Origin of the sequence: Halobaculum rarum, from assembly GCF_040025155.1 — an archaeon.
In the GTDB taxonomy this organism is placed as follows: domain Archaea; phylum Halobacteriota; class Halobacteria; order Halobacteriales; family Haloferacaceae; genus Halobaculum; species Halobaculum rarum.
In genome coordinates this window covers 1,937,107-1,960,799 of sequence record NZ_CP157275.1, presented here as the reverse complement: position 1 = coordinate 1,960,799, position 23,693 = coordinate 1,937,107, and the positions used below count along the sequence as shown (strand labels likewise).

Genomic DNA, 23,693 nt, shown 5'->3' with positions numbered 1-23,693 from the left:
TCGTTCGGTCCCCAAACGTCCCGTTCAGGAGAGTTCCTTGACGATCGCGTCGGCGACTTTTACCGGCTGTTCGTGTTGGATCCAGTGGGTCGCCTCGTGGATATTCGTGATCCGACCGTCGGCGCAGTACTCGACGGAGTCGTACGCCATGCGGTGCTTGAGGAACTGATCGTGAACCCCCCAGATCAGTCGGGTGGGAACCGTGACCTCGTCGGTCTCGGGTGTCGGTCGTCGCCGGGCGGCCGCGCGATACCAGTTCAGCATCGCGGTGAACGCGCCGTCGCGGCGCCAAGCCGCGCGGTAGCGGTCGAAGTCGGCCGTCGAGAACGTGCCCGGCATCGAGGACTCGCGCATCATCCGCACGGGGAGCCGCCAGTTCGCCGCTCGCGTCAGCGCTTCCGGCACCTTCGGTACCTGAAAGAACAGCGCGTAGCTCGACCGGAGGAGTTGGACTGGGTCCCCGGACAGCGTCCGCCGGATCACGGTCGGGTGAGGCGCGTTGACGGCAACGAAGGACGACAGTCGCTCGGGGGAGTGCAGCGCCGTCCACCAGCCGACGACGCCGCCCCAGTCGTGGCCGACGACCGCGGCCGTCTCGCGGTCGTACGCGTCGATCAGGCCGGTCACGTCGGCCGAGAGCGCCTCGATCCGGTAGTCGCGGACGCGGCCGGGACGCTCGCTACGGTTGTAGCCACGCTGGTCCGGGACGACGACCCGGTATCCCTCGTTGACGAGCGGCCGGATCTGATCGCGCCAGCCGTACCAGAACTCGGGAAAGCCGTGGAGCAGCAGGACCAGTTCGCCGTCTTCGGGACCGGCCTCGACGACGTGGAACGTCCGGCCGTTCGCCTCGACGAACGTCGACTCGCCCGGGACGTCCGGCGGGAGCCGTTCCGGTTCGGTGGCCGCGCTGAGCGAGGTTGTCATGTCGGTTGACCGTACGCGCTCGGCGGGCCAAAACGTACCGGCCGGAGGCGGCCGTGATCCGGCAGTCACTCCCCGCCGGCGACGAGGCTCCACACCGCCGTCACGCCCAGCAGGAGCGCCGGGAGAAACGGGAGCACGAGCATCGCCGCGAGGAAGCGGAAGCCGAGCTCCCCCGGCGCAGTCGGGCGAACGTAGATGATCCCGGGGACGACGAGGAAGGCGATAACGACGACGGCCACGAGCACCCAGCCGGCGCGTCCGAGGCCATCCGCGTCCGCGTCGGTGGGGGGCTCGTCGTCCGGATCGGCGTCGTCGACGCGTTCGTACCCGTCGCCGGTGTTGACGACCCGCGTGCGGTCCGCGTCTGCGTTCGGGTCGGTGTTCGCGTTGGCGTTCGATCCCTCAGAGCTCACTGTCGGGTCTAACCACCACCTTGCCAAAGCCCTCTCGATTTTCGATCATCTCGTGTGCGCGCGCCGCCTCGCTCATGGGAAGCGTCTCACGGATCCGCGGCTCGAAGGTGCCGTCCCAGACGAGTTCGAGCACGTCGTCGACCTCGCCCGGCGTCGCCATCGTCGAGCCGATCACCTTCAGCTGGTTCCAGAAGATGCGGTTGATGTCCGTCTCCGGGCGTCCGCCGGTCGTCGCCCCGCAGGTGACGATCCGGCCGCCCTTCGCGAGGCTCTTCAGCGAGTCGTGCCACGTCGCCGCGCCGATGTGGTCGACGACCATGTCGACGCCGCGGCGCCCCGTCAGATCGCGGATCTCGCTCGCGAAGTCGTCCTCCTCGTAGTTGATGACGTGCTCGGCGCCTAACTCCTCGGCGTACCCCAGCTTCTCCTCGGTGGAGGCGGTCGCGTACACCTCCGCGCCGACGTAGTCCGCGATCTGCACCGCCGCGTGGCCGACGCCGCCGGAGGCGCCGAGGACGAGGATCTTCTCGCCGGGCGCGAGTTCCCCCTGCGACAGCAGCATCCGCCAGGCCGTCTGGAACACGAGCGAGGAGGAACCGGCGACCTCCCAGTCGACGTGCTCGGGGACGGGGACGAGGTTGTCCTGCGGGACGGCCGCCAGTTCCGAGTGGACGCCGCGTTGGTGCTCGCCGATGATCGAGAAGCGGACACACTGTGACTCCTCGCCGTGGCGGCAGAACTCACACTCCCCGCAGGAGACGCCCGCGGAGACGGCGACGTGGTCGCCCGGCTCGAACCGGGTGACGCCCTCGCCGACCTCGGTGACGACGCCCGCCGCGTCGGAACCGGGGATGTGCGGCATCTCCAGGTCGACCCCCGGCAGCCCCTTTCGGGTCCAGATGTCGAGGTGGTTGAGCGCGCCCGCCTTCACGTCGATGATCACCTCCCCCCGAGCGGGCTCGGGGTCCGGGAAGTCGCCGTACTCGATCACGTCGCGGTCGCCATGCTCCGAGAACTGGACTGCCTTCATGCGTGGTCCCACCTGCCACGCGTGGGGAGTAAACCCTTCCCCAATCGGCGAGCCGGAACGGGTCGGGATCGTCGGCTTCCTCGCGGTGTGGCAGTTCAGTCCCGTGACGCTGTTCGACGAACGGGACGCCGAACTGGAGCGCCATGCGAGCACCGTCACGCTGGTCGTGGCCGCGGTGACCCTCGTGCTCGGCGCGTCCGGCGCGCGAACGTTGAGCGGGCTGAACGTCTACGATGCCCCGCCGTTCGTCGGCGTCACCCGGCAGACGATCAACAGCATCGAACGCGGGCGGTACGACCCGTCGCTGGAGTTGGCGTTCACGCTCGCGGAGTTCTTCGAGTGCCGGATCGAGGACCTGTTCGACCCGGACGGCGACAGCGCGACGTAGGGAAGCCACCACAAAACCCATTCTTGAGCCCCATCGAACGTCGCCAATGGATCGGTCCCGCCTCCTCGCCGCCCTCCGCGTCGGAGTCGTCACCGTCGGTCTCGCCGGATTCGTCGCCGTCGCGGCGTTCGTCTTCGACCTCCCGCCGCCGCCCGAGACGGGCGACGGCCTCCCCGCGGCGTTCGGATTCGCCATCGCCGTCCTCGGCGCGGTCGTCGCCGGCGTCGTCACCGTCGTCGGCTACGGGCTCCCGGCGGGCGACGGTCGGCTCCGCGTCGGGCCCCTCGCCGACCGCCCGAGCACGTACCGGCTCGTCGCCGGCGGGGCCGCCGCCGCCGTGCTCGGCCTCGGGTTCTCGTTCGGCCTCGCGTTTCTCACCTCGGGAATGGTCTCCGTCACGGTGTGGGTCCTGGGCGTCGGGCTTCTCGTGGGCGGGCTCGTCGCCGGCGCGCTGGGCGGCCTTGCCGTCGGGGTTCGACTCGTCGCCGACGCTGCCACGGGCGGGTGACCCGCGGGCCCGGGGTTGAAGCGCTCGCGGCCGGTAGGCGTCGCCATGAACGATAGCCACGATCACGAGGAAGCGCACGATCACGGCCATGACCACGGCGACGGCCAACACCACGAACACGGCGGTCACGGCGACAGCCACGAGACCGGAGGTGCCCACGCGCACGACGACCACGAGCACCACGCCCACGACGTCGAACAGCTCAGGTACGCGGTCGTCACGGTATCTTCGTCGCGAGGGCACGAGGACGACACCGCCGGCGACACCATCGAAGCGGCCGTCGAGGCGGCGGGCGACGAGGTGGTCGTCCGCGAGGTCGTCAACGACGACTTCGACGGCGTGCAGGGGACCGTCAATCGCCTCGTCGACCGCGACGACGTGGACTGCGTCGTGACGACCGGCGGCACAGGCGTCACCCCCGACGACGTGACCGTCGAGGCGGTGACGCCGCTGCTCAATAAGGAACTCCCGGGATTCGGAGAGCTGTTTCGGTCGATGAGCCGCGATGATGTCGGGACGATGGTCGTCGGAACGCGCGCGACCGCCGGCGTCGCCGGCGGTGTCCCCGTGTTCTGTCTCCCCGGGAGCGAGAACGCCGCGCGGCTCGGGATCGAGGAGATCATCGTGGAGGAGGCGGGGCATCTCGCGGGGTTGGCGAGACGCGAGTGATGCGAGGGCGAGCGAAGCGAGCCCTCGACGCGAGCGGGGAGCGAAGGCGACCCGCGAGCGGAGCACCGCGACCGAACGAGCGTCTCGGAACCACGGCGGAGCGGGAGGATCCCGGTGACGGCAGAGCGGAAAAGCGTCGGTGACGACGGCGGGGCGATGAGGATCCGCTCCGCTGTCGCGGCGTGGAGGGCCGAGCAGTCGGAGACCGGATTCGGGGCAGCTCACGCTACCGGAGCGCCCCGTATTACTTCACCGTCCGGAGATCTTCCCACTGTCCGGTGAACAGCCCGGTAAGCGGAACACACAACAGCCGCCCGTCCGTTGTCCCGATGAATGACGACCGCTGACACGGCAGAGGTCGCGCGCGTACTCGCGAAGCGCCGTGACGTCCTCGCGGCGCTGTGCGACGGCCCCGTCCGGAAACGGCGACTCGTCGACGAGCTCGGGGTGCCGCGGACGACGCTCGATCGCGGCGTGCGCGAACTCGTCGACGCGGGGCTCGTCGAGCGCGTCGACGGGGGTGTGCGTGCGACCGCCATCGGCGTGCGGGCCCTGACCGAGCGCGACCGCTATCGCGCGCGCCTCGACGGCCTCGAACGAGGCGAACCGCTGTTCGAGGCACTCCCCGACGACACCGAACTCGACGCCCGCTTTCTCGCCGAAGCGTCCGTGAACCGGCCGGACCCCAGTCTCCCCGACGGCGTCGTCGAGCGGTTGTTCGAATCGGTCCGGACGGCCGATGAGGTGTACGGCGTCGCGCCCGCCGCACTGTCGGGCCACCTCGACACGTTCGACGCGGAGGCGACCGCCGGCGGCGCGGTGCCGGAGATGGTCGTCACGCCCACGGTGTTGGAGCATCTGATCGAACACCGGCCGGAGCGGTTCGCCGCCGACCTCCGCGAGGGGACGATCGAGTTCTTCTGTGCGCCCATGGAGATCGCCTTCGGCCTGTGGATCGCCGCGCACGACGACCGCGACGACGAGGCCGGGATCGTCGTCTACACCGACACCGGCGTCGGCGGCGTGGCGATCAACGACGACCCGGAAGCCGTTGACTGGGCTCGCGAGCGCTTCGATCGGGCCCGTTCGGACGCCGAACCGGTGACGCCCGAGACGGTGCTCGACGGCTGAGGAGACCGGCCGAACGGCACCCGCGGCGCCGAGTAAGCGCGGGAACCGCGAACGTGGGAGATCCACGCGAGCGCGGCACACACCGCGGGAACATGGACGCCTTTTTGACCGCGACGAGCCGAGTATCGTTATGTTGCTAACGGTCTCCGGCCCGCCGGGTAGCGGGAAGAGCACCACCGCCGCCGCGCTCGCGGAGGCGTTCGACCTCGAACACGTCTCCGGCGGCGACATCTTCCGGGAACTCGCCGCCGAGCGCGACATGACGCCCGTCGAGTTCAACGAGCTCGCCGAGGAGGACGACCAGATCGACCGCGACCTCGACCGTCGTCTGCGTGCCGTCGCCGTCGAGCGCGACGACGTACTGCTGGAATCGCGCCTCGCGGGATGGCTCGCGGGCGATCACGCGGACCTCCGCATCTGGCTCGACGCGCCCCTCGACGTCCGCTGTGAGCGGATCGTCGACCGCGAGGACAAGCCGCTGGATCAGGTGATCGAGGAGACGCGTCGCCGCGAGAGCAGCGAGGCGAAGCGCTACCGCGAGTACTACAACATCCACATCGACGACCTGAGCATCTACGATCTGGTGTACAACACGGCCCGCTGGTCGCCGGAGGGGATGCTCGGAATGCTCACGACCGCCATCGATTCGTACGACCCCGACACCGACGAGGGGAAGATCCCCGTCGAGGGCGTCGACTACGACTTCTGATCATGCGTCCGGCGCCCGAGGAGCGATCCGTCGACGACCTGTGCGCGTTCGGCGTCGTCAACCTCGACAAGCCCGCGGGGCCGTCGGCCCACCAGGTCGCCGGCTGGGTCCGCGATATCCTGGGCGTCGACCGCGCGGCCCACTCGGGCACGCTCGACCCGAAGGTGACCGGCTGTCTGCCGACCCTGACGGGCGACGCGACCCGGATGGCGCAGGTGTTCCTCAAGGGCGCCAAGGAGTACGTCGCCGTGTTGGAACTCCACGGCACGGCCCCGACCGACCTCGACCGTGTCGTCAGCGAGTTCGAGGCCGAGGTGTACCAGAAGCCGCCGCGCAAGTCCGCGGTCAAGCGGAAACTGCGAACCCGCGAGGTGTACGACCTCGACGTGCTCGACCGCACGGACCGACAGGTCCTGCTCCGGGTCCGCTGTGAGTCGGGGACGTACATCCGGAAGCTGTGTCACGACATCGGCCTCGCGCTCGGCACGGGCGGCCACATGGGTCACCTCCGACGCACCGCGACCGACCCGTTCGACGACCGCGACCTCCACACCCTGCACGACCTCGTCGACGGCGTCGCCTTCGCGGAGGGCGAGGACACCACGGACGGCGACCACGACGAGTCGCCGCTTCGGGAGGTGCTTCGCCCGGCCGAAGCGGCGCTGACCGGGCTCCCGTCGCTCACGATCGCCGAGTCGGCGGCCCGTGAGATCGCAAACGGCGCGCCGGTGTACGCGCCCGGCGTGGTCGCGACCGGCGAGGTCGGCGCGGGCGACCCCGCCGAGGGCGACCTGCTCGCGTGCTACACGCCGAACGGCTCGGCGGTATGTCTCGGGACGCTCGTCGGCGACCCGGACGCGGAGTCCGGCGAGGTCGTCGAGTTGGAACGCGTGCTGGTCTGAACGCGTCCGCACCGACTGCCGGTGCTCGGGGATTTTTCGCCCGGGGGGAGCCAGACACGGGCGTGAACGACGTACTCGATGTCGGCTCCGCGAGCGCCGCCCCCGCCGAGCGTGCGGACGGCTGGATCCACGCGACTGACCTCCCAACCGGTGGAAGCGAACGACTCCCCGTCACCGTGATCAACGGCGCCGCCGACGGCCCCGTGCTCTGGGTGACGGGCGGCGTCCACGGCGACGAGGCCACCGGCGTCGCCGTCGCGCAGGACGCGGCCGCGACGTTCGCCGATGCGGTCGGAGCGGAGGACATCGCGGGCGCAGTTGTCGTCGTCCCCGTCGTCAACCCCGCGGGGCTGCGGCGAAACGAGCGTACCTCCTACTACGGGGAGGACGACCCAAACCGCCACTTTCCGGACACCGAACGCGAGGACTCGCGCCCGCCCGAGACGCAGGAGCGCATCGACACACGACTGTTCGACGCATTGACCGACTCCGCGGATCTGCTCGTCGACTGCCACACCGCGCAGATCGGGTCGATACCGTTCACCATCCGCGACCGGGTGCTGTACGGCGAGGAGCGGACCGAGGCGGAGGCCGAAACACTGGCCGAGGACCTCGACCGTCTCGCGACGGCGCTCGGGTTTCCGGTGCTCACCGAGTATCCCGCCGAGGAGTACGTCGAGCAGTCGCTCCAGCGCTCGACCGCCGGCGCGGCGCTCAACACGGCCGGGATCCCCGCCGTCACCGCCGAGCTGGGCGGTCACAGCGTCGTCGAAGAGGACGCCCGCGCGGCCTGCGTTGCCGGGATCGTCGCCGCCGCGGTCGAATTCGGACTTCTTGACGCGAGGCCCGCAGGAGTCGTCGAGGCGGGGGCGAGCGTCCCGGACGCGCCGGTCGAGTACCCCGTGCGGCGGTTCGTCGGCCCGCGTGTCGAGGAGGCTGGCCTACTGCGTCACCGCGTCGCCGTCGGCGAAACGATGGAGTCGGGCGACGCCGTCGCCGAGGTGGTAACGCCTCACGGCGACGTCGTCGAAACCGTCGAAAGCGAGCACGACGGCTACGTGATCGGCCGCGCCGAGGGGTTGGCCGTCTACGAGGGGAACCCGGTGGCTAGCATGGCCGTCCGCGACGACGGTGACCTAGTAGTCCCGAGAGATCAGGACGACGACGAATAAGCACTTTCGACTCCGTGCCGTGTGATCGCACGACGACGCAGCCTCGATGAAACGAAGCGCTTAACCCCGACGCTCGTTTTTACCCGAGTGCGGGACCGTAGGGTAGTGGTATCCTCTGCGGATGGGGTCCGTAGGACCTGAGTTCGAATCTCGGCGGTCCCACTTCTCAAACTGCTGTCTTCCGATTACTGGCATTTAAGCCCAGTAACGAGCCATTATACTCGTTTATCTGATTTCAATTTACCAAATAGAGGTGAAGGAAAGTGAGCGGACCGTTCGTCCGTGCGTCGCGACTCTACAACGCCGCGACCGGCGACCGGATACCGCACCCTACCGCTGAAACCACCGACGCTGAGGTCCGTGCGGCGATCGCGGAGGTGGACGAATGAGAGCTGTCTCGCCGGCTTGGCACGAATTCGCCATGCAGCTCAACTTCTCCGGCGGGCCCGATCCCTACTTCGCCGCTCACGCCGTTGTTCGCTCAAGCGGTGGCTCGCGCGAAATCGAGTGACGACGAGCGCGCTCCGGACGTGGCTCGCTGCGCACGACTGCGAGACTGGCTCCCGCGGTCAAGCGGTCAAGAAGCTCCGACTCGGCGAGTTCGATCCTGCCGGGAAGTACGGCTACGCTGAGGTAATCTCCGAACTTCGCCAGGGACTCCGCTACTGGATCGACGCCGACCGTGATCCGGACGCGTTCAAACACGCTACCGTTCTGTTCCGTCGGTCCGACCGGCGGAAGCGACAGGCGATAGACGCCGCCCGGCTCCTCGAGCTCCGCGGCGGGTAGCCTGTAGTTGCCCCGTCGGTTCCCGGTGAGCGGGGGCCGACGGGTAGTGATGACTTTCTTCTGCACCCCCGAAAACGGCCGATTTCCGGCCGATTCAGCCCGTACCTCCGTTTCGTTTGGAGTTCTCGAACGCCGATCGCCGGACTCGAGGACCGCTCTTCGCGCTCGAACCGAACCCGGGGGGTTCCGTTCCCGCTTAGGGGTGTGGCTAAGGCCACCCCATCAACAGACCACAGCCTCCACACTCCGGACTGCACGCGAACCGCCCCTTGGGGCGCATGAAAAATTTGAGTCAAGAACCGATAAAATAGCCGCTAACTCGGATTGCTTACTAACCGACACACACTCTGTCAGAATCGACAGAAAGTCAAGCAATCGGTCTACTCGGAGAGCGCCGTATTATACTCTTTCAACAGTTGAACGAGTGGTTCCACCTCGGGGAACTTCGGCCCCTTGGAGATGGTATCCGTATCATCGTCCCACTCGATGTATCCGGCGTCGGCTAATCTGGGTAACTGACTATGGTACAGGTGTATTCGGGCGTTCTCGTGGTTTAGCTGTAGTTCGAGAGTGGCGGTACTGGTCTCAGTGGTGTCTAACAGGGTCATAAGAACAACTCGCCTTGTGCGACTTACGAGTGCACTCATCATCGAATCGATGGCGTCCGAAGAAACGGTGCGTCCCTCGATAGTATCGATACGAGTCTCCCGAAGCAGTGGCTCGTCCCAGTGATCTCTTGTGTATTCTAACCACTTGCTGAGCATCTCGACAAGCGCTTTCTCTTTGTCGTCGATTGGGTCATCACGGACGTCGGTGTCCGCAAAACAGAGCGTTCCATAGAGTTCATCGTCAATCGAGACTGTCGTCCCGAGGTAGGTTCCCAACTCGAATGTTTCATATGCTAAATCGTCTTCCCATCCTTCAGCGAGAGCATCACTAACGGCCATTGTCCCTTCCGGATCTTTGATAGTTTTCCGACAGTAAGCTTTGGAGAGTGGAGCAGTGATACCTGATCTGAGGATCTCGTGGGAGCCATACACGACTTCGAAGCGTTGTGTCTCGTTTTCGAGATCGACCTGCGTCAGAAATCCCAAATCCAAGTCAAATTCGCCGGTTTCGGTTTCAAACAATTGTTCGAGTCTAGCTCGTGGTTCGATATTGGGGGCCAGCAACGTTTTCCCCAGGCGCTGAAAGTAGGGCAGCATCTCGTCCGCGTCCGCTGTGCAGATGCTATGTGTCATAGATTGCCTCACGTGATAGTGGCGTGTAGCGAGCTCTTTCCGATGACTTGGGCGATTAAATTGTCTCGTAGTGATATATAGTAATGCGGTGCTTAAATAGACGCACAGAAACACGCTTTCTGAGCCCCGCCAGCTAGATCAATACCCTGTACGTAGCGGATAGTGGTTCGTCTGTACTTCCCGCTGACCGACTCTCCGCCGTTCTCGGTCACTAATTCTCGAAACAACCGGTAAGTAGAGTTGCGAATGTCAAGGTGCGTTTAGTTGGGGATGGGGAACAGATATGCTCGCACCATTCCAATTCATCTTATGAACCAGACCCTCTTCGAGACGAACCCGTTGCACGGTGCTGATGGACGAGCACGTGCTTTTCGGTCGTTCGTGATTGCGCTCGTAGGGACTCCGTGGCTACTATTCCTTGAGCCTGCCCGTCGAATCGTCTCGCTGGAGACAACGATAGCGGCAGTCGGATTGGGAGTGATTTTCGGAATCATAGCGACCGTTGGACTGGCCAACGTTGACCTCCGAGATGTTAACAACGTGACGGCGGTGGTCGTCACGCTCGTCTGTATCTGCGTGGCAACAATCGTCCTCTGGCTGAGTATCCCCCAACAGCATCTTGGGACGATGCTTCAGTTTGTAATTGCGTTTAGTTGGGCGATGCCTATGGCACAACTGCTCTTTCACTACTATCGGGGGCCCGCTCCCAGCTAAGCACACTCTGCTTCTCGATACGCTCACTCTCTGTACTCAGCACCAACCGAGATGGCGAATCTCGATTCGACGTTGATCAGGTGGTGGTTACTCGGTGAAAGAGCCGCTGAACAGGTCTCCGTTTCTCGTAGGAGCACTTTGATCAGTACGAGAACGTTCACCCGTAGAATTGAATCCCCGCGAGGGTACTCTCTACACCCACAAGTATCAGTTCCTCACTCGGGTGGTTCTACTGCCGATTTTCCGCAGGTACTGACCGCTACACATGAGTGTCGGACACTCTTGGTCAATGATGTGTGGCAGCGTGAGACATAACGACAGGAGTCGGGCGTGGCTTAACCCCGTCCAGTTCCGAGAGTCTTGTATGACTACAAGATCACAGGACCGATTGCTCGGACTCAGTGTATTCTCTCTCCTTGCCGCGATCGGCGGCGAATTACTTGGGATGACGCTCCTAGTCACGATCGGCGTCGCAAGTTTCTTTCTTGCCGTGGCGGGGCTGTTAGCGCTCATGACCTTCACACTAGTAGTTGGCGTCAGTCAGAATTCGGGTCCCGACATGCGTGACCCGGACCGGGCATAAATACAAAAATGCCCAGCAAACAGTGGTACTGTTGAGATCGAGTTACCAAAGTGGCAAGCCCCTGCGATGACTCTATCCACTGTTCTTAGCGATCTTCTGTCTCTGGATCTACTGTCAGAAAGTGATTTTACAGAGACGGGGGACTGTCAAAGTCAACCGGCGTTTGGGGGTCCGCATGGGCCGTATTTACGTCTCGCTGGAAACTCGTTTTACTGTCAGCGATGGTGTGGACAAGAGAACCCCTCACCCTACCTAAGTTCGAGGAGCTGGTCGCCGCGGTCGACGACGGGTGCGTTCCGATCCCTGAAGAAACCGATGTTGTCGAGCGGTTCGCTGCTCAGCGCATCATGCAGTAGGACGCGTTCAGGCAGCAGCGGACGGCGGACTAAATGAGTTCACTCGATTCCCTCGACGGAACCGGATACAGAGACGGACACGCTGCTCGTCGGCGCCCCGCAAAACGACAGCGGGGCAGGGCCGAACGCGGGGGCAGTCTACCTCGTCCGTGACGCGCTCGCGGACAGCGGTGACTCCCCCGCGGAGCCACAGTCACTGGCCGACGCAGCCGATCGCACCTTCTTCGGTGCCGGCGCGGGTGACCTCGCGGGATTCGACGTCGCAAGCGCGGGAGACACGGACGGGGACGGTAACCCGGAGCTGTTGATCGGAGCACCGTCGAACGATTCGGTCGAGCCGGACGCGGGGGCGGTCTACGTCCTCGATGCGGACGGTGACTCGGAGACGTCCGTCACCGGCGGTAACCAGCTCTCCGGGGTCGGAGAAGGCGATCTGGCCGGGTGGTCGGTCGCGAGTGCGGGCGACACGGACGCCGACGGGTACGACGACATCGTCGTCGGCGCCCCGTACAACGACTCGAACGGGAACAACTCCGGCGCCGCATACCTCGTGACCGGCCCCATCGACGACAACGAGTCCCTCGAGGAGGCCCGCGTGACACTCGGGGGCGTCAGCGCCGGTGACAGGGCCGGCTGGGATGTCGCCGCCGCCGGATCCGGCGACGTGAACTGCGACGACCGCGACGACGTCCTCGTCGGCGCTCCGTTCAACGATACGAACGGCGAGAACGCGGGCGCCGCCTACCTCGTGTACGGCGGACAGCCGGACGGGGCGCGGAGTCTCGCGGACGCGGACGCCACCTTCACCGGCGAATCGGCCGGTGACCGCGCCGGCTGGGCCGTCGTCGGCGTCAACGACACGTCGGGCGACGAGCGAGAGGACATCTTCGTCGGTGCCCCCGCCTACGGGACGAACAACTCGGGCGCGGGCTACATTGTCAACGGACGGTGTTCGGTCGAGGAGGCGGAGCCACCGGCTACACCGACACCGACTGACACCCCCACTGAGACTCACACTCCGACTCCCACAGACACACCGACGCCAACAGACACTCCCGACAATCGGTTCGCGATCAGCTACGTCATCCTCTGCACGCAGGATCCGAACGCAGAGGATGACGTTGGTGGAAGCGGATCCGAAGAGTGCCCCAACGGCGGGACCCGGTTCGTGCGGTGGGAGTGGACCGGAAGCTCGTTCGCTGCCGAGGGCGACGACGACGGCACGACGATGGCAGCGACCGCGTTCAAGGACGGCGACTCGAGCGAACCCGTGGAGGCCGAGTGGACGTCCTCGACGTACGAGGTCTCCGGCGCGATCGTCAAAGCGGGAACCCCCACTTGCACGTTCTCGTACGACAACGAATCCAGCGGGACGGTCGAGACCTGCGGCTCGTCGTCGAACGCCGACCTCTCGGGACAACCCGGCGAGTTCCCGCCGCAGTCGATCGTCGCAGTCGGATCGTTCGGCCTCCTGGCCGGTACTCTCCTCCTGCGGGACCGGTGCTGACCGGCCGTCCTCTCCGGGCGGCGCCTTCGCCGTGATCACTCGAACGTCGGATCGCGATATCCGACGGATGGTTTATTCACGAATAGTGCCATGAGATCTCATGGCTATCGTCCGTCACGGGCGCGGTCCGGCGGCCGCCGCGCGAGCGTACGCCTCACAGGTCCACCCCGTGTTCATGCTCCCGCCGGTGGCGACGGCGCTGGTCGGGGCCGCGTTGGCCGGCGATTTCGATCCGGTCGTCGCGCTGGTGTACGCCGCCGCCGCGTTCTTCGCTGTCTACACCGCCCACGTGAAGGACGGGTACGTCGACTTCCACCGCCGCGGCGAGGACGACGATCACCCGATGACCGAGCGCGGCTGTCGCCTCGGCCTCGCGGGTGCGACGGCGGGGTTTCTCGCATGCCTCACGGCGCTCGTCCTGGTGTCGACCCCGCTAGCCGTCGCACTCGCCGCGCCGATGTGGCTCATCGGCTACCTCCACGCCCCGCAGTTCGACACTAATCCGGTGACGACAACCCTCGGGTACCCCGTCGGAATCGCCCTGTGTCTCATCGGCGGCTACGCCGCCCAGACCGGGTCGCTGGCGGTCGCGCCGCTGGCGCTGGCGCTCGTTCTCGTCGTCACGCTCGCGGGCGTGAAGATCGTCGACGACACCCAGGATTACGACTACGACCGCTCGATCGGCAAGCGGACCGTCGCGGTCGCGGTCGGTCCAGAGCGGGCCAGACGGCTCGCGCTCGCCGCCCTCGGTACCGGGCTGTTCGCGGTCGTCCCGTTGACCCTCTCCGGGGTGTTGCCGCCGAGCGCGCCCGCCGCGAGCCTCGCGTTCGGCGCAGTCGGCGCCGTCGCGGTGCGGAAGGACGCGACGACGGCGACGATGCTGCTCGTCCGAGGTGCGTACCTGTTTCTCGCGGGGCTGCTCGTGGCCGTCTTCTTCCGACCGCTCGCGGGCGCGGGCGTCTCGCTTCCGGACGTAACCGCCCTCGGGCCGTACACCTACCTCGCGACGGAAGCGCTGTTCGCCGCGGCGGCGGCGACGCTGCTCGTTCACGCCGGGAGGGCCGCGCTGTGGCGCGCCGCGCGCACCGTGGCCGCCGTCTACCCGATCGCGTACCTCTGGGACTGGTACACCCTGGAGGTGGGCGTGTTCTCGATCCCGATGCGGACGGGGATCGAGGTGCTCGCGATCCCCCTGGAGGAGCACCTGTTCATGATCGTCGTCCCGGCGCTCGTGCTCGGAATACACGAGACGGTGAACCCGCGTCCGGGAGAGTTGAAGGCGGACCGCGATTCGGACACGGTCGACGGCACCGAGGGTGCGAACCGGGAACCCGACACGACCGAGCTGTGAGTCGATCCGTCGGGCCTGCTAGCGCGGGGTCCGGCGGCTCATCCGTCGGCGACCGACTCTCGCCGCGTCCCCGTCACGGTCACGAGCAGCGGGAGGTCGTGGTCCTCGAAGCGCCAACGCCCCTGGTCGTCCTCAACCATCGACTCGGACCGTTGAACCGGTGAGAACGGGTGCTCGTGGACGAACCGGAGGTCGATCCCGGCCTCGACGAGCGCCGTCAGGATCTCCCCCAGCCCGTGGGTCCACTTGTGGGTGTCGCCGTCGGCCACCGGCTCGTCGGTCGAGAAGTACGGATGCTCGATGGAGATACCGCCGTCGCTGTCGCTGCCACAGTCTCCGTCGCCGGCGCCGGCGCCCAGGTCGTCCGAGAGCGCGGTCGCGATCGGGTGGTGTTCCGCGAGGTGGACCGTTCCGCCCGGCGCGAGCGACTCCGCGACGACCTCGGCCCACCGTTCCAGATCGGGAAGCCAACACAGCACGCCGAAGTTGCTGACGACGGTGTCGTAGCCACGGTCGGGCGGTTCGGGGATCGCCTCGGGGAGGTCGTACACGTTCGAGCGAACGAACGTCGCGTCGTCGGCGATCCCCGCCGCCGCCGCGAGTTCGCGGGCCACCCGGACGCTCTCGGCGGAGATGTCCACACCCGTCACCGTCGCTCCCGCCCGCACCCATGACAGCGTCCGCGTGCCGATCGAGCACTGCAGGTCCAGCAGGCGGTCGCCGGTCACGTCGCCCACCTCCCGGCGCTGGACCGGGAGCAGCGCCGACTCCCCGTCGAGGAACGCCTCGATCTCGGCCGTGCCGTCGGCGACCGACACCGGCTCGACCATCCGCTCCCAGTGCTCGCGGTTCGCCTCGAACCGTGCCGACAGATCCGGGCCCGAGACGCCGCCACTGTCGGATTCGTCGTCGCCGCCGCATTCGCCGTCGCCGTTGCCGTTGCCGTCGCAGCCGCTCATACGCCGGGGGCGTCGCCGGCGCGGCACTTGGATGTTCCGCGGCCCTCGATACCGGTCGATCCGCTACACGTCGCTCGAGGCCGGCCGCCGCGCCGGGAGGAACCCCCGGCGCCGGCTCAGTCGCGCTTCGCCTTGGGGTTCGTGACGGCGCCGTTGGCCGCGCTGCCGAAGTCGCGGGCGAACTTCGCGAACACGCCGCCGGTGTACTGCGGCTCCGGCGCCTCGTACTCGTCGGCGCGGGCGGCCAGTTCATCGTCGCTCAGGTCGACCGACAGCTCCCGCTCGGGGATGTCGACGGTCACCGTGTCGCCGTCCTCGACGAGGCCGATCGGCCCGCCCTCGACCGACTCGGGGGCGACGTGGCCGACCATCGGGCCGCGTGTCGCGCCCGAGAAGCGGCCGTCGGTGAGCAGCGCCACGTCGTCCTCGTGGCCCGCGCCGACGACGGCGGCGGTGACGCCGAGCATTTCGCGCATTCCGGGGCCGCCGCGGGGCCCCTCGTTGCGGATGACGATCACGTCGCCCGACTCGATCCCGCCGGACTGGACGTACTCCATCGCGTCCTCCTCGGCCTCGAACACGCGGGCGGGTCCCTCGTGGTGGAACGCGTCGTCGCCGGTGACCTTCAGGACCGCACCGTCGGGCGCGAGGTTCCCCGTCAGGATCTTGATCGCCCCCTCCTCGCTGTAGGGCTCGTCGACGGTGTAGAGGAAGTCCGCCTCGATGTCGTCGTCCGCGGGGAGCTGCCCGTCCGCTTCGAGGTGGGCGATCTCCTCGGCCATCGTCCGTCCGGTCACGGTCATCGCGTCGCCGTGCATGTAGCCGCCCTCGATCAGGCGTCGGATCACGACCGGAACGCCGCCCATCTCGTCGAGGTCCTGCATGACGCGGGTGCCGCCGGGCTGGAGGTTCGCGATCTTCGGGGTGCGCCGGGAGATCTCGTCGAACTCCGTGATGTCCAACTCGATGTCGGCCTCGGCCGCCAGCGCGAGCAGGTGGAGCACGGCGTTCGTCGACCCGCCCATCGCGACCTGCACCGCGATGGCGTTCTCGAACGACTCCTTGCTCAGAATGTCCGAGGGACGGCGGTCCTGCTCGACGCACTCCAGCGCGAGTTCGCCCGCACGCCGGGCGGTGTCGTACCGCTCTTCGGACTCGGCCATCGGCGATGCGGAGCCCAGCGGCGCCATCCCGAGTGCCTCCGAGATGCTCGCCATCGTGTTCGCGGTGAACATCCCGCCACAGGAGCCCGCGCCCGGGCAGGCGTGGCGCTCCATCTCGTCCAACTCATCGGCGCTCATGTCGCCCTCGGCGTAGGTACCGACGCCCTCGAAAACGTTCTGGACGGTCACGTCGCGACCTTGGTGCTCGCCGGGCTTGATCGACCCGCCGTACAGGAACACCGACGGGAGATCCGTCCGGATCGACGCCATCAGCATGCCGGGGAGGTTCTTGTCACAGCCGGCGACCGTGACGAGCGCGTCCATGCGCTCGCCGAAGGAGACCAACTCGACGGAGTCGGCGATCACCTCCCGGGAGATGAGGCTGGCTTTCATCCCCTCGGTCCCCATCGAGATGGCGTCGGAGATGGTGACCGTCCCGAACTCGATAGGCATCCCCTCGGCGTCCTCGATCCCCTCGCGGGCGGCGTCGGCCACGTCGTCGAGGTGAACGTTGCACGGCGTGATGTCGGCGGCGGGATTCGGGATGCCGACCATCGGGGAAGAGAGATCCTGATCGTCGTACCCCATCGCGCGGAACATCGCCCGATGTGGGGCGCGCTCGGCACCGGCGGTCACCTCGCGGCTCCGGAGGGACTCGTCCTTTTCGCCGGCGAATCCGTCCGCGTCGGCCGCGGCGTCGCCGGCCCCGTCGCTGTCGCGGTCCGACCGTGGCGGCTCCTGCTTGCTCATACGTCGAAGTCGGCGCCCCGCCCTGATAAACTGCCGCACACGAACAGATGTTGCTGTCGCGACGAGCGCCACCTCGTGGACGACGCCGGCGACGCGGTCGCCGCCGGCGACGATAGTGGGCCCTGTTGAAACCTTCAGTTGGTGGTAGATCTGGCTTGCGCCGATAAGTACAGTGGCAGTAGCGATCCTTCAAAGAAGCACTACTGAGACGGATGGTACGGAGGAGAACCTCAAGACTCAGTCAGTTCGGAGAACCCCTCTTGGACGTCGTCACGGCGGATATAGAGTACGATGAGTCCAAGGACGAGGAGACCGACACCCCACCAGACAGAGTCTCCGGGGATCAGCCAGAGAACGATACTCACGATGCCCGACGACACGAGCGACCAGCCGATAGTGGTCTGATATACCATAGCTATGATACGTATCCGCGGTGTTTAGGCATGGTGTCGCTTCTTGCCCTCGGAAAAACGATTTTCACGACTGCCGATCGGCGGTGTTACCTTCGGAATGAGGCGTTCGTTTTCTGCGTGTCTATGCGAGAATTCGAACGCCTCAGCGGACGTACCGGCTGGATCGAGGTAGACGGTATTGCGCGAAAGTGGACTCATACGAACTGGGTACGAGTCCATTCATCGGTACCTGTAGCAACGTCGTCAGCGGTCCGATGTCGAAGGTTCCCGGACGGAGGGATGCGATCGAACCTCGACGGCCCCTGTGGTCATCACTCGTATACCTCACCACTCCGTTCCTTGGAGTTCATCCACGTTCCGAGGGTCAGCCCGAAAACGGCGTGTCCGACGTGGAACGTCAGCGCTTCGGCCGGCTCCAGTTCTTCGTCGAGAAGGTATCGGAATATGAACCGTGTTCCGAGGACGGAGAGCGCGAGGCCATACACGAGGGAGAGTCCGATCGTGGCGAGATGACGGTGCCGTTCGCTCCGGAACTCCAGCAGACTGACTCCGGCACCGAACAGTCCGCCCGCGGCGCCCCCGTACAGGAAATGCAGGAGTAGCCCGGTGCCGGGGTACGCTTCCGGGTCACCGCCCCCGACGTATTTCGCCCAGAAGTCGGCGGTCGGCGGCAGTGCGCGAAAGACCGGGAACCGGTACAGGGTCATGAGTGTCGTCGCGATCAGGCCACCGACGACGCCTCGAACCCCTCCATGGAGGACGCGCCGTCCGATGCTGGTGGCCATATCGCGCTGGATGTCGGTCGACCGGTCTGTCGAGTCAGATGGTTGATCAGTCATATCAAGACATGTGTCGTTCGTCGTGATAACCGTACCCCCGATCGACGGGAGATTCGACGGTCCCCCCGCTGTGACATCGTTACTACCGTTCGGTTTCCGGACCGGTCCCAGCGTCTCCGGACGCGGTGAGACGAACTTCCACGCGCAATGGGTCCCCCAACGACCCGTGCCACCGAGAGAACGTTCTCAGCCACCCAAGGCCTGAGATAGGCGAGTCTACCGAGGGCGACGGCGGTGACGGGAACGCCACCGAGAACGGACCGACCCGCTCTGTCGCCGGCCGCTATACCGTCCACACGGTTCCGAGGAATTGTATGAGTGGTATCACAGCTTCACCATCATACCCCAGGGATTCCGAAGGCGCCGATCCCCAGTCCGAGGACCGCGTTCAGGACGAAGAGGATGACGAGCGCCGACACCCACGCGACCAGGCCGATGAGCACAGCCTCGACCCAATCGCCCGGATACCGCCAGTTGATGACGGCGATCCACACGATCAGGGCGATGATGGGGCCGATAAGCGGGATCCAGGACGTCAGTGCCCAGGCGATGGCGCCGATGACCGCGGTGACGACGGCGTGGCTGTAGTCGTCAACGTCCGCGATCACGCGAGCGCTGACATAGATCGCGAGCCCTCCGATCAGGAGGGCAACAATGAACGTGACTACCGACCCGATGAGTTCTGTTACCATACCTCGTCTTCACTGGCTGTCCTCATGAGGACTTCGCCGACGTGTGTTGGGTCGTCACCTAGAACAGTTCACACACATGCGATCGCGCTGCCTCCGAACCGCGATATCGCTCGTGGATACCCGGTCGGGATTCCGGACACCTGTGGAGTGTCCTCCGGAGTGTAGCCGGTAGACAGAACAGCTGTTCCGGTATGATAGGAGCGAACGGAGCACCGCCTGTACCACCGGAGTCCGCTCCCCATCGATTCCCTGGACACCCACAGTGAGGGGGAACCCGATAGCCGCTACTTCAAAGAGAAGATCCCGCCGGAGGCAGTCAGCCGCGCGACGGTCGAGAGCCGAAGCATATAGGCGGTCAACACGAGGTAGGGGGCGATCGAGACCGTGAACGCGATGGCTACGAACGTCTGGAGCGGCGGGATACCGAGGATCCACCCCTCGGGGAGAACCTCCCCGTTGATCGCGATGATCGTCGAGGCGTTGAACAGGATGGCCGGGAGCGCGACGACCAGGAGTGTCTGGGACAGCTTCGACACCTCCCGCGTGTAGTACAGCGTTTTGAAGTACTCCTTCCCGATGGCGAACAGTTCGAACGCATCGATAAGCTCCTCGAAGTGTTCGGGGGAGACGCCGCGGGAGGTGATGATCGTCCGCGACTGCTCGATGTGCTGACCGTAGTCGAACCCGAGTCCCTTCCAGAGGACGGCGAACTCGGCGCCGGACGTCTCGTCGAGCGAGCCGAGGCGCTCGGCGGCAGTCGTAACCGACTCGGAATACTCGTCGAGATCCTCGACGAGATCCTCTTCGATACCGTCCAGATCGCCCGTGAGTGCCTCTGCGCGGTCGGAGATGGTCCGAGACATGACCTTGAGAAACGAAGTGGGGTCGGACGGGTTCTCCCCAGTTTCGGTCAGTTCGCCGAGCTCCCGGCGGAAGTTTAACGCGCCCTGTACCCGGTTCTCCTGGTTCTGGACGGACGTCATATCGTGTGAGAGGACGATCGAGTTGATCGAGACGACGATCGACACCAGGAGGATCATCCCGCTCAGGAACGTGTTGAGGATCGTCTGAACGGTGGAGGTGTCCGTCAGTAGCGTCTGCATCTCGAAGGTCCAGAACGTCGAGATCCCCATGAACGTCACGAACACCACGGTGAGCAACGCTCCAGTCACGGCAAGCCGATCCGCTTCGAGCAACACCCACCGAGTCAGGGCGAATCCAGTGGTCCGATCGGGGATCGGGAACCAGTCACGCAACTGGCTGAATCTCGTAATGATGCTCATGACACCGCTCCCCCAGCGGTAGGATTGGGGGGACCTATCCGTGGTAGTATATTCATTGGTTTGACAACTGTTCCACAGCGGCAAAATCCTGTGGGTGGAGTATCAGGTGGCCCGCACGATGCTGGGGGCGAGGATACCCTCCGTGCCCTCGACGGCGGGATTTTCTCACAGAAGTACGATCGGTGCGTACGATCTGGCCTGGTCTATTCGCACACCGACGTACCAGGGGAATCACTACATACCGTGTGGAGGCAACTGGTTTCGATAGGAGCCCGATATTGTTAAATCCGGCACGGGAGTGACGACTGATAGCCTCCCCGCTCGCGGCGGCGCCGTTCGGTGACGTTCGAACCCATGACAGCCGGACGCGGGGACCGTCCACCATGTCACCCGTCACCTACGTCATCCTGCTGTTACTGTTCGGAGGAACCGTGTCGGTCAGTATGCTGCTGTTCGTACTGTGGCGCCGACGCGTGAGTCTCGGCGGCCCGGAGGTCGTCGGCTTCGTCGGGCTCGCTGTGGGTGCGACGACGTGGTCGTGGGCATACGCCCTCCAACTCCGAGCGACGACACGTCCGGAGATACTCGCGTACAACAACGTCCTCTGGATCGGGACCGGCATCGTCGGGGCGGCCTGGCCCGTGTTCGCGTTCGCTGTCGCCGGTGACGACCACTGGCTCACGCGACGTCGGCTTCCGATCGTCTCCGGCGTCCCCCTCGCGTTCTCGGTGCTCGCGGTTTCGAATTCGGCTCACTGGCTGATTTACTCCGATGTGAGCCTCGTCGCCGTCGGCGACGCCGTCGTCCGTGCGAACGTGACGCCGGGGGTGGGGTTCCTCGCGTTCCTGCTGTGGTCGTTCTCGGTGAACGGCTACGTGCTCTGGCGACTCGCCCGAAGCTGCCGACGAGTGAGCGGGATCACACGCTCCCGTCGGCTCGTCGTCCTCGCCGCGGGACTGTTGCCGACCCTCGCGGGGATCGTGAGCATCTTGGTCCTCCCCATGGGGGAGCCGCCCATCGATTTCACGCCGGTCATGTTCACGGTGACCACGGCTCTGACTGGCGTCGCGATCACTCGATACCGCCTGCTCGACTCTATCGCCGTCGCACAGGACCACATCGTCAATCACCTCTCGGATCCGGTCGTGATCGTCGACGCAGACGGGACGATCCGAGCGACCAACGAGGCGGCGACCCGGCTGTTCGAGGACGGCGACCCGGTCGGCCGACCGATCGACGAGACGTTCCACGATCAGCCGGCGCTCGTCGAGGCAGTCCGGGCGCGGCCGATGGCGGGGACGACCACCGTCACCGCGACGGTCGAATCGGCGCAGGGTGGCGGGAAGCCGCGCGAAGGGAACGGTCGGCAGGGATCGGCCGACGACCGACCGACCGACGGCGAGCGCCGGAGCGACCCGGAACCGACGGCTCGCCCGCGGACGTTCGAGGTCTCCCTCGGATCGCTCGATCGGACGGACGCGACGGTCCTCGTGTTCAGGGACGTCACCGAGCGGCTGGCAGCCGAACGCCGCGCCGAAGTACTCAACCGCGTACTGCGACACGATCTTCGGAACGATATCTCGGTGATCGACGGCTACCTAACGCTCCTCGAGGAGGAGATCTCCGATTCGCGCTCGGACGGAGCGAGAGAGGCGCTGGACGTACTGGCGAGGCGGACGGACGGGATGCTCTCGGTCGTCGAACAGGCCGCGCTCGCCGAGACCCTCGCCGACGGCCAGCCGGAGTTCAGGCGGTTCGATCTGACGACCGTGGTCCGCGATCGCTGTGAACAGGTCCGTGTCGAACAGCCCGAGGTGCGACTCGAGACGTCGCTTCCGGACGACGCGGTCACGATCTCGGCGGTCGCGGTGTTCCCCTCGGTGGTCGACAACCTGATCGAGAACGCGATCGAGCACGCGGACGACGATCGACCCGGACTCGCCGTGCGGCTCGACGCCGACCCGGCGACCTCGACTGTCGAGCTCCGTATCGAGGACGACGGCCCCGGGATCCCGGCGGACGATCGGGCGGTCCTCGTCGGCACCGAACCGTCGCTGGAGAACGCGAACGGACTCGGCCTGTGGCTGATCAATCGCATAACGACGATCTCGGGCGGCACCGTCGACGCGACCGACCGAGACGGGGGCGGAACGATCGTTTCGGTGACGCTCCCGCTTGCGGAAACCGAGTCGACCCAGCCCGCGGCGCCGACTCCCTGACCAGAGTAGTACCGATCTGGGCATCCCGCCGGCCACGAGGGCCGCGGATCCGCGTCGGCCGCCCCACTGGGCGGTCGTGCTCACGCGTCGTCGACAGCGTTTGCCGGGCCCGGAGTTCCGGATCCGGACCCGGTCCCGGAGTTCACCGTGCCGACGCGTACCAAGAGGCGGCGGATCTCGCCGGTGACGAACGCGGGCTCGTCGAGGGCCGACGCGTGTCCCGCGTCTGGTACCTCCAGAACGTCGGCGTCGGAAATCAGCGCCCCGAGCACCGCCGACTGTCGGCGGACGAACCCCGCGTCGTGTTCGCCGTACAACACGAGCGTCGGGACCGCGATCGACGCGAGGTCGACGCGCGCCCGCTCGAACGACGCCAGCGCGCGGATCACCTTCGCGAACTCCGCGGTCGACATCGGCGGTCCCGTCTCGCGGATCGCCTCGATCCGGTCGTAGTCGCCGCTGATCCCCGCTTCGGTGCGTTCCCGGAGCCACACCATCGCCCGCTCGACGCGTTCGTACCCCACGAGTCGTGCCGGCGGGATCGTCAACCGGAGCGACGCGCGCTGGAGGCGCTCCCCGAGCGTGAGCGACACGGGACCGAACGTGTCCGCGAGCACGAGTCCGGAGAGCCCGTCAGGACATCGCGAGGCGTACGTCATCGCGATGCACCCGCCCATCGACAGCCCGCAGACGACGGGACGATCGAGATCGAGCGCGTCGATCAGCGCCGCCAGATCCTCCGCGAACAGGTCGACGGTGTAGGTCTCTCGGTCGGATCCGCCCGTCCGACCGTGACCGCGTACGTCGTAGGCGACGACGGTGTACTCGTCGGCGAGCGCGTCGAACTGCGGCGCCCACTGGGTGTGGTCGACGACCGCGCCGTGGACGAACACGACTGGCGGGCCGTCGCCCCGGCGCTCGTAGTACGTCTCGACGCCGTTCGTCTCCACGGTGGACATGCCCGATCGGTACGCGCCGGACGAGA

The 23,693-nt window shown here is 66.2% G+C and carries 23 protein-coding genes and 1 tRNA gene; 13 read left to right on the top strand and 11 right to left on the bottom strand.

All coding sequences use genetic code 11. The features are described 5' to 3' along the window. Positions 1–24 precede the first annotated feature (24 nt). The 3 genes from ABJD39_RS10175 to ABJD39_RS10165 form a co-directional block, all read right to left on the bottom strand. Positions 25–927 carry an alpha/beta fold hydrolase gene (locus tag ABJD39_RS10175; protein ID WP_348607943.1) on the bottom strand — a complete coding sequence of 301 codons (903 nt, stop codon included), beginning with the start codon at positions 925–927 and terminating at the stop codon, positions 25–27. A 65-nt stretch (positions 928–992) separates the two neighbouring features. Beyond that, positions 993–1,340, bottom strand: coding sequence for a hypothetical protein (locus tag ABJD39_RS10170; RefSeq protein WP_348607940.1), 348 nt, complete (start codon positions 1,338–1,340; stop codon positions 993–995). Then, the gene (locus tag ABJD39_RS10165) at positions 1,330–2,370 is read right to left on the bottom strand and encodes a zinc-binding dehydrogenase (RefSeq protein ID WP_348607937.1); all 1,041 of its coding nucleotides are present in this window, start codon (positions 2,368–2,370) and stop codon (positions 1,330–1,332) included. Before ABJD39_RS10165 ends, ABJD39_RS10170 begins: the two co-directional genes overlap by 11 nt. A 211-nt stretch (positions 2,371–2,581) precedes the next feature. Between ABJD39_RS10165 and ABJD39_RS10160 the strand changes: the two genes are divergently transcribed. The 9 genes from ABJD39_RS10160 to ABJD39_RS10120 all read left to right on the top strand — a co-directional run bounded on the left by ABJD39_RS10160 (position 2,582) and on the right by ABJD39_RS10120 (position 8,638). Next, the gene (locus ABJD39_RS10160; RefSeq protein WP_431357881.1) at positions 2,582–2,758 is read left to right on the top strand and encodes a helix-turn-helix transcriptional regulator; all 177 of its coding nucleotides are present in this window, start codon (positions 2,582–2,584) and stop codon (positions 2,756–2,758) included. Between the two features lie 46 nt (positions 2,759–2,804). Then, a complete protein-coding gene (locus ABJD39_RS10155) occupies positions 2,805–3,266 on the top strand; it encodes a hypothetical protein (protein ID WP_348607934.1) in 462 nt (153 codons plus the stop codon). Between the two features lie 45 nt (positions 3,267–3,311). Further along, positions 3,312–3,935 carry a MogA/MoaB family molybdenum cofactor biosynthesis protein gene (locus ABJD39_RS10150; RefSeq protein ID WP_348607931.1) on the top strand — a complete coding sequence of 208 codons (624 nt, stop codon included), beginning with the start codon at positions 3,312–3,314 and terminating at the stop codon, positions 3,933–3,935. 333 nt (positions 3,936–4,268) lie between these two features. Beyond that, complete coding sequence (locus ABJD39_RS10145) at positions 4,269–5,066, top strand: helix-turn-helix transcriptional regulator (RefSeq protein ID WP_348607928.1); 798 nt, start codon at positions 4,269–4,271, stop codon at positions 5,064–5,066. A gap of 130 nt (positions 5,067–5,196) precedes the next feature. Next, positions 5,197–5,775, top strand: a complete 579-nt coding sequence (gene cmk, locus ABJD39_RS10140; protein WP_348607926.1) for a (d)CMP kinase — start codon at positions 5,197–5,199, stop codon at positions 5,773–5,775. Continuing rightward, complete coding sequence (locus ABJD39_RS10135) at positions 5,775–6,677, top strand: RNA-guided pseudouridylation complex pseudouridine synthase subunit Cbf5 (protein WP_348613630.1); 903 nt, start codon at positions 5,775–5,777, stop codon at positions 6,675–6,677. Before cmk ends, ABJD39_RS10135 begins: the two co-directional genes overlap by 1 nt. 62 nt (positions 6,678–6,739) lie before the next feature. Continuing rightward, positions 6,740–7,849, top strand: a complete 1,110-nt coding sequence (locus ABJD39_RS10130; protein WP_348607923.1) for a succinylglutamate desuccinylase/aspartoacylase family protein — start codon at positions 6,740–6,742, stop codon at positions 7,847–7,849. A gap of 91 nt (positions 7,850–7,940) precedes the next feature. Then, positions 7,941–8,011, top strand: a tRNA-Pro gene (locus ABJD39_RS10125). A gap of 345 nt (positions 8,012–8,356) precedes the next feature. Then, a complete protein-coding gene (locus ABJD39_RS10120; protein ID WP_348607921.1) occupies positions 8,357–8,638 on the top strand; it encodes a hypothetical protein in 282 nt (93 codons plus the stop codon). Between the two features lie 380 nt (positions 8,639–9,018). Here the strand turns inward: ABJD39_RS10120 and ABJD39_RS10115 are convergent, their stop codons facing one another. After that, positions 9,019–9,879, bottom strand: coding sequence for a hypothetical protein (locus ABJD39_RS10115; RefSeq protein WP_348607918.1), 861 nt, complete (start codon positions 9,877–9,879; stop codon positions 9,019–9,021). 309 nt (positions 9,880–10,188) lie between these two features. On the opposite strand from ABJD39_RS10115, the gene ABJD39_RS10110 reads away from it, so the two are divergent. From ABJD39_RS10110 to ABJD39_RS10100, 3 genes are all read left to right on the top strand, one after another. After that, positions 10,189–10,593 carry a hypothetical protein gene (locus tag ABJD39_RS10110; protein WP_348607915.1) on the top strand — a complete coding sequence of 135 codons (405 nt, stop codon included), beginning with the start codon at positions 10,189–10,191 and terminating at the stop codon, positions 10,591–10,593. A gap of 1,243 nt (positions 10,594–11,836) precedes the next feature. After that, positions 11,837–13,039 carry a hypothetical protein gene (locus ABJD39_RS10105; protein ID WP_348607911.1) on the top strand — a complete coding sequence of 401 codons (1,203 nt, stop codon included), beginning with the start codon at positions 11,837–11,839 and terminating at the stop codon, positions 13,037–13,039. 100 nt (positions 13,040–13,139) lie between these two features. Continuing rightward, positions 13,140–14,390 carry a lycopene cyclase domain-containing protein gene (locus ABJD39_RS10100; protein ID WP_348607908.1) on the top strand — a complete coding sequence of 417 codons (1,251 nt, stop codon included), beginning with the start codon at positions 13,140–13,142 and terminating at the stop codon, positions 14,388–14,390. 38 nt (positions 14,391–14,428) lie between these two features. Here the strand turns inward: ABJD39_RS10100 and ABJD39_RS10095 are convergent, their stop codons facing one another. From ABJD39_RS10095 to ABJD39_RS10070, 6 genes are all read right to left on the bottom strand, one after another. Then, on the bottom strand, positions 14,429–15,349 hold the full coding sequence (locus ABJD39_RS10095; protein ID WP_348607905.1) for a class I SAM-dependent methyltransferase: 921 nt from the start codon (positions 15,347–15,349) through the stop codon (positions 14,429–14,431). A 116-nt stretch (positions 15,350–15,465) separates the two neighbouring features. Next, the gene (gene ilvD, locus ABJD39_RS10090) at positions 15,466–17,262 is read right to left on the bottom strand and encodes a dihydroxy-acid dehydratase (RefSeq protein WP_348607903.1); all 1,797 of its coding nucleotides are present in this window, start codon (positions 17,260–17,262) and stop codon (positions 15,466–15,468) included. Positions 17,263–17,492: 230 nt separating this feature from the next. Continuing rightward, positions 17,493–17,675, bottom strand: coding sequence for a hypothetical protein (locus ABJD39_RS10085; RefSeq protein WP_348613732.1), 183 nt, complete (start codon positions 17,673–17,675; stop codon positions 17,493–17,495). 311 nt (positions 17,676–17,986) lie between these two features. After that, positions 17,987–18,460, bottom strand: coding sequence for a hypothetical protein (locus ABJD39_RS10080; protein WP_348607900.1), 474 nt, complete (start codon positions 18,458–18,460; stop codon positions 17,987–17,989). Between the two features lie 392 nt (positions 18,461–18,852). After that, positions 18,853–19,206 carry a hypothetical protein gene (locus tag ABJD39_RS10075; protein ID WP_348607898.1) on the bottom strand — a complete coding sequence of 118 codons (354 nt, stop codon included), beginning with the start codon at positions 19,204–19,206 and terminating at the stop codon, positions 18,853–18,855. A 284-nt stretch (positions 19,207–19,490) separates the two neighbouring features. Continuing rightward, entirely contained in the window at positions 19,491–20,489 is a 999-nt protein-coding gene (locus ABJD39_RS10070; RefSeq protein ID WP_348607895.1) for a hypothetical protein, read from the bottom strand. A 383-nt stretch (positions 20,490–20,872) separates the two neighbouring features. On the opposite strand from ABJD39_RS10070, the gene ABJD39_RS10065 reads away from it, so the two are divergent. Next, positions 20,873–22,708: a histidine kinase N-terminal 7TM domain-containing protein gene (locus ABJD39_RS10065; RefSeq protein WP_348607893.1), complete on the top strand. Its 1,836-nt coding sequence runs from the start codon at positions 20,873–20,875 to the stop codon at positions 22,706–22,708. An 80-nt stretch (positions 22,709–22,788) separates the two neighbouring features. On the opposite strand, the gene ABJD39_RS10060 is transcribed toward ABJD39_RS10065, so the two are convergent. Further along, positions 22,789–23,667 (bottom strand): alpha/beta fold hydrolase, encoded by an 879-nt coding sequence (locus ABJD39_RS10060; RefSeq protein WP_348607890.1) that lies wholly within the window; start codon positions 23,665–23,667, stop codon positions 22,789–22,791. Between the last annotated feature and the right edge of the window lie 26 nt (positions 23,668–23,693).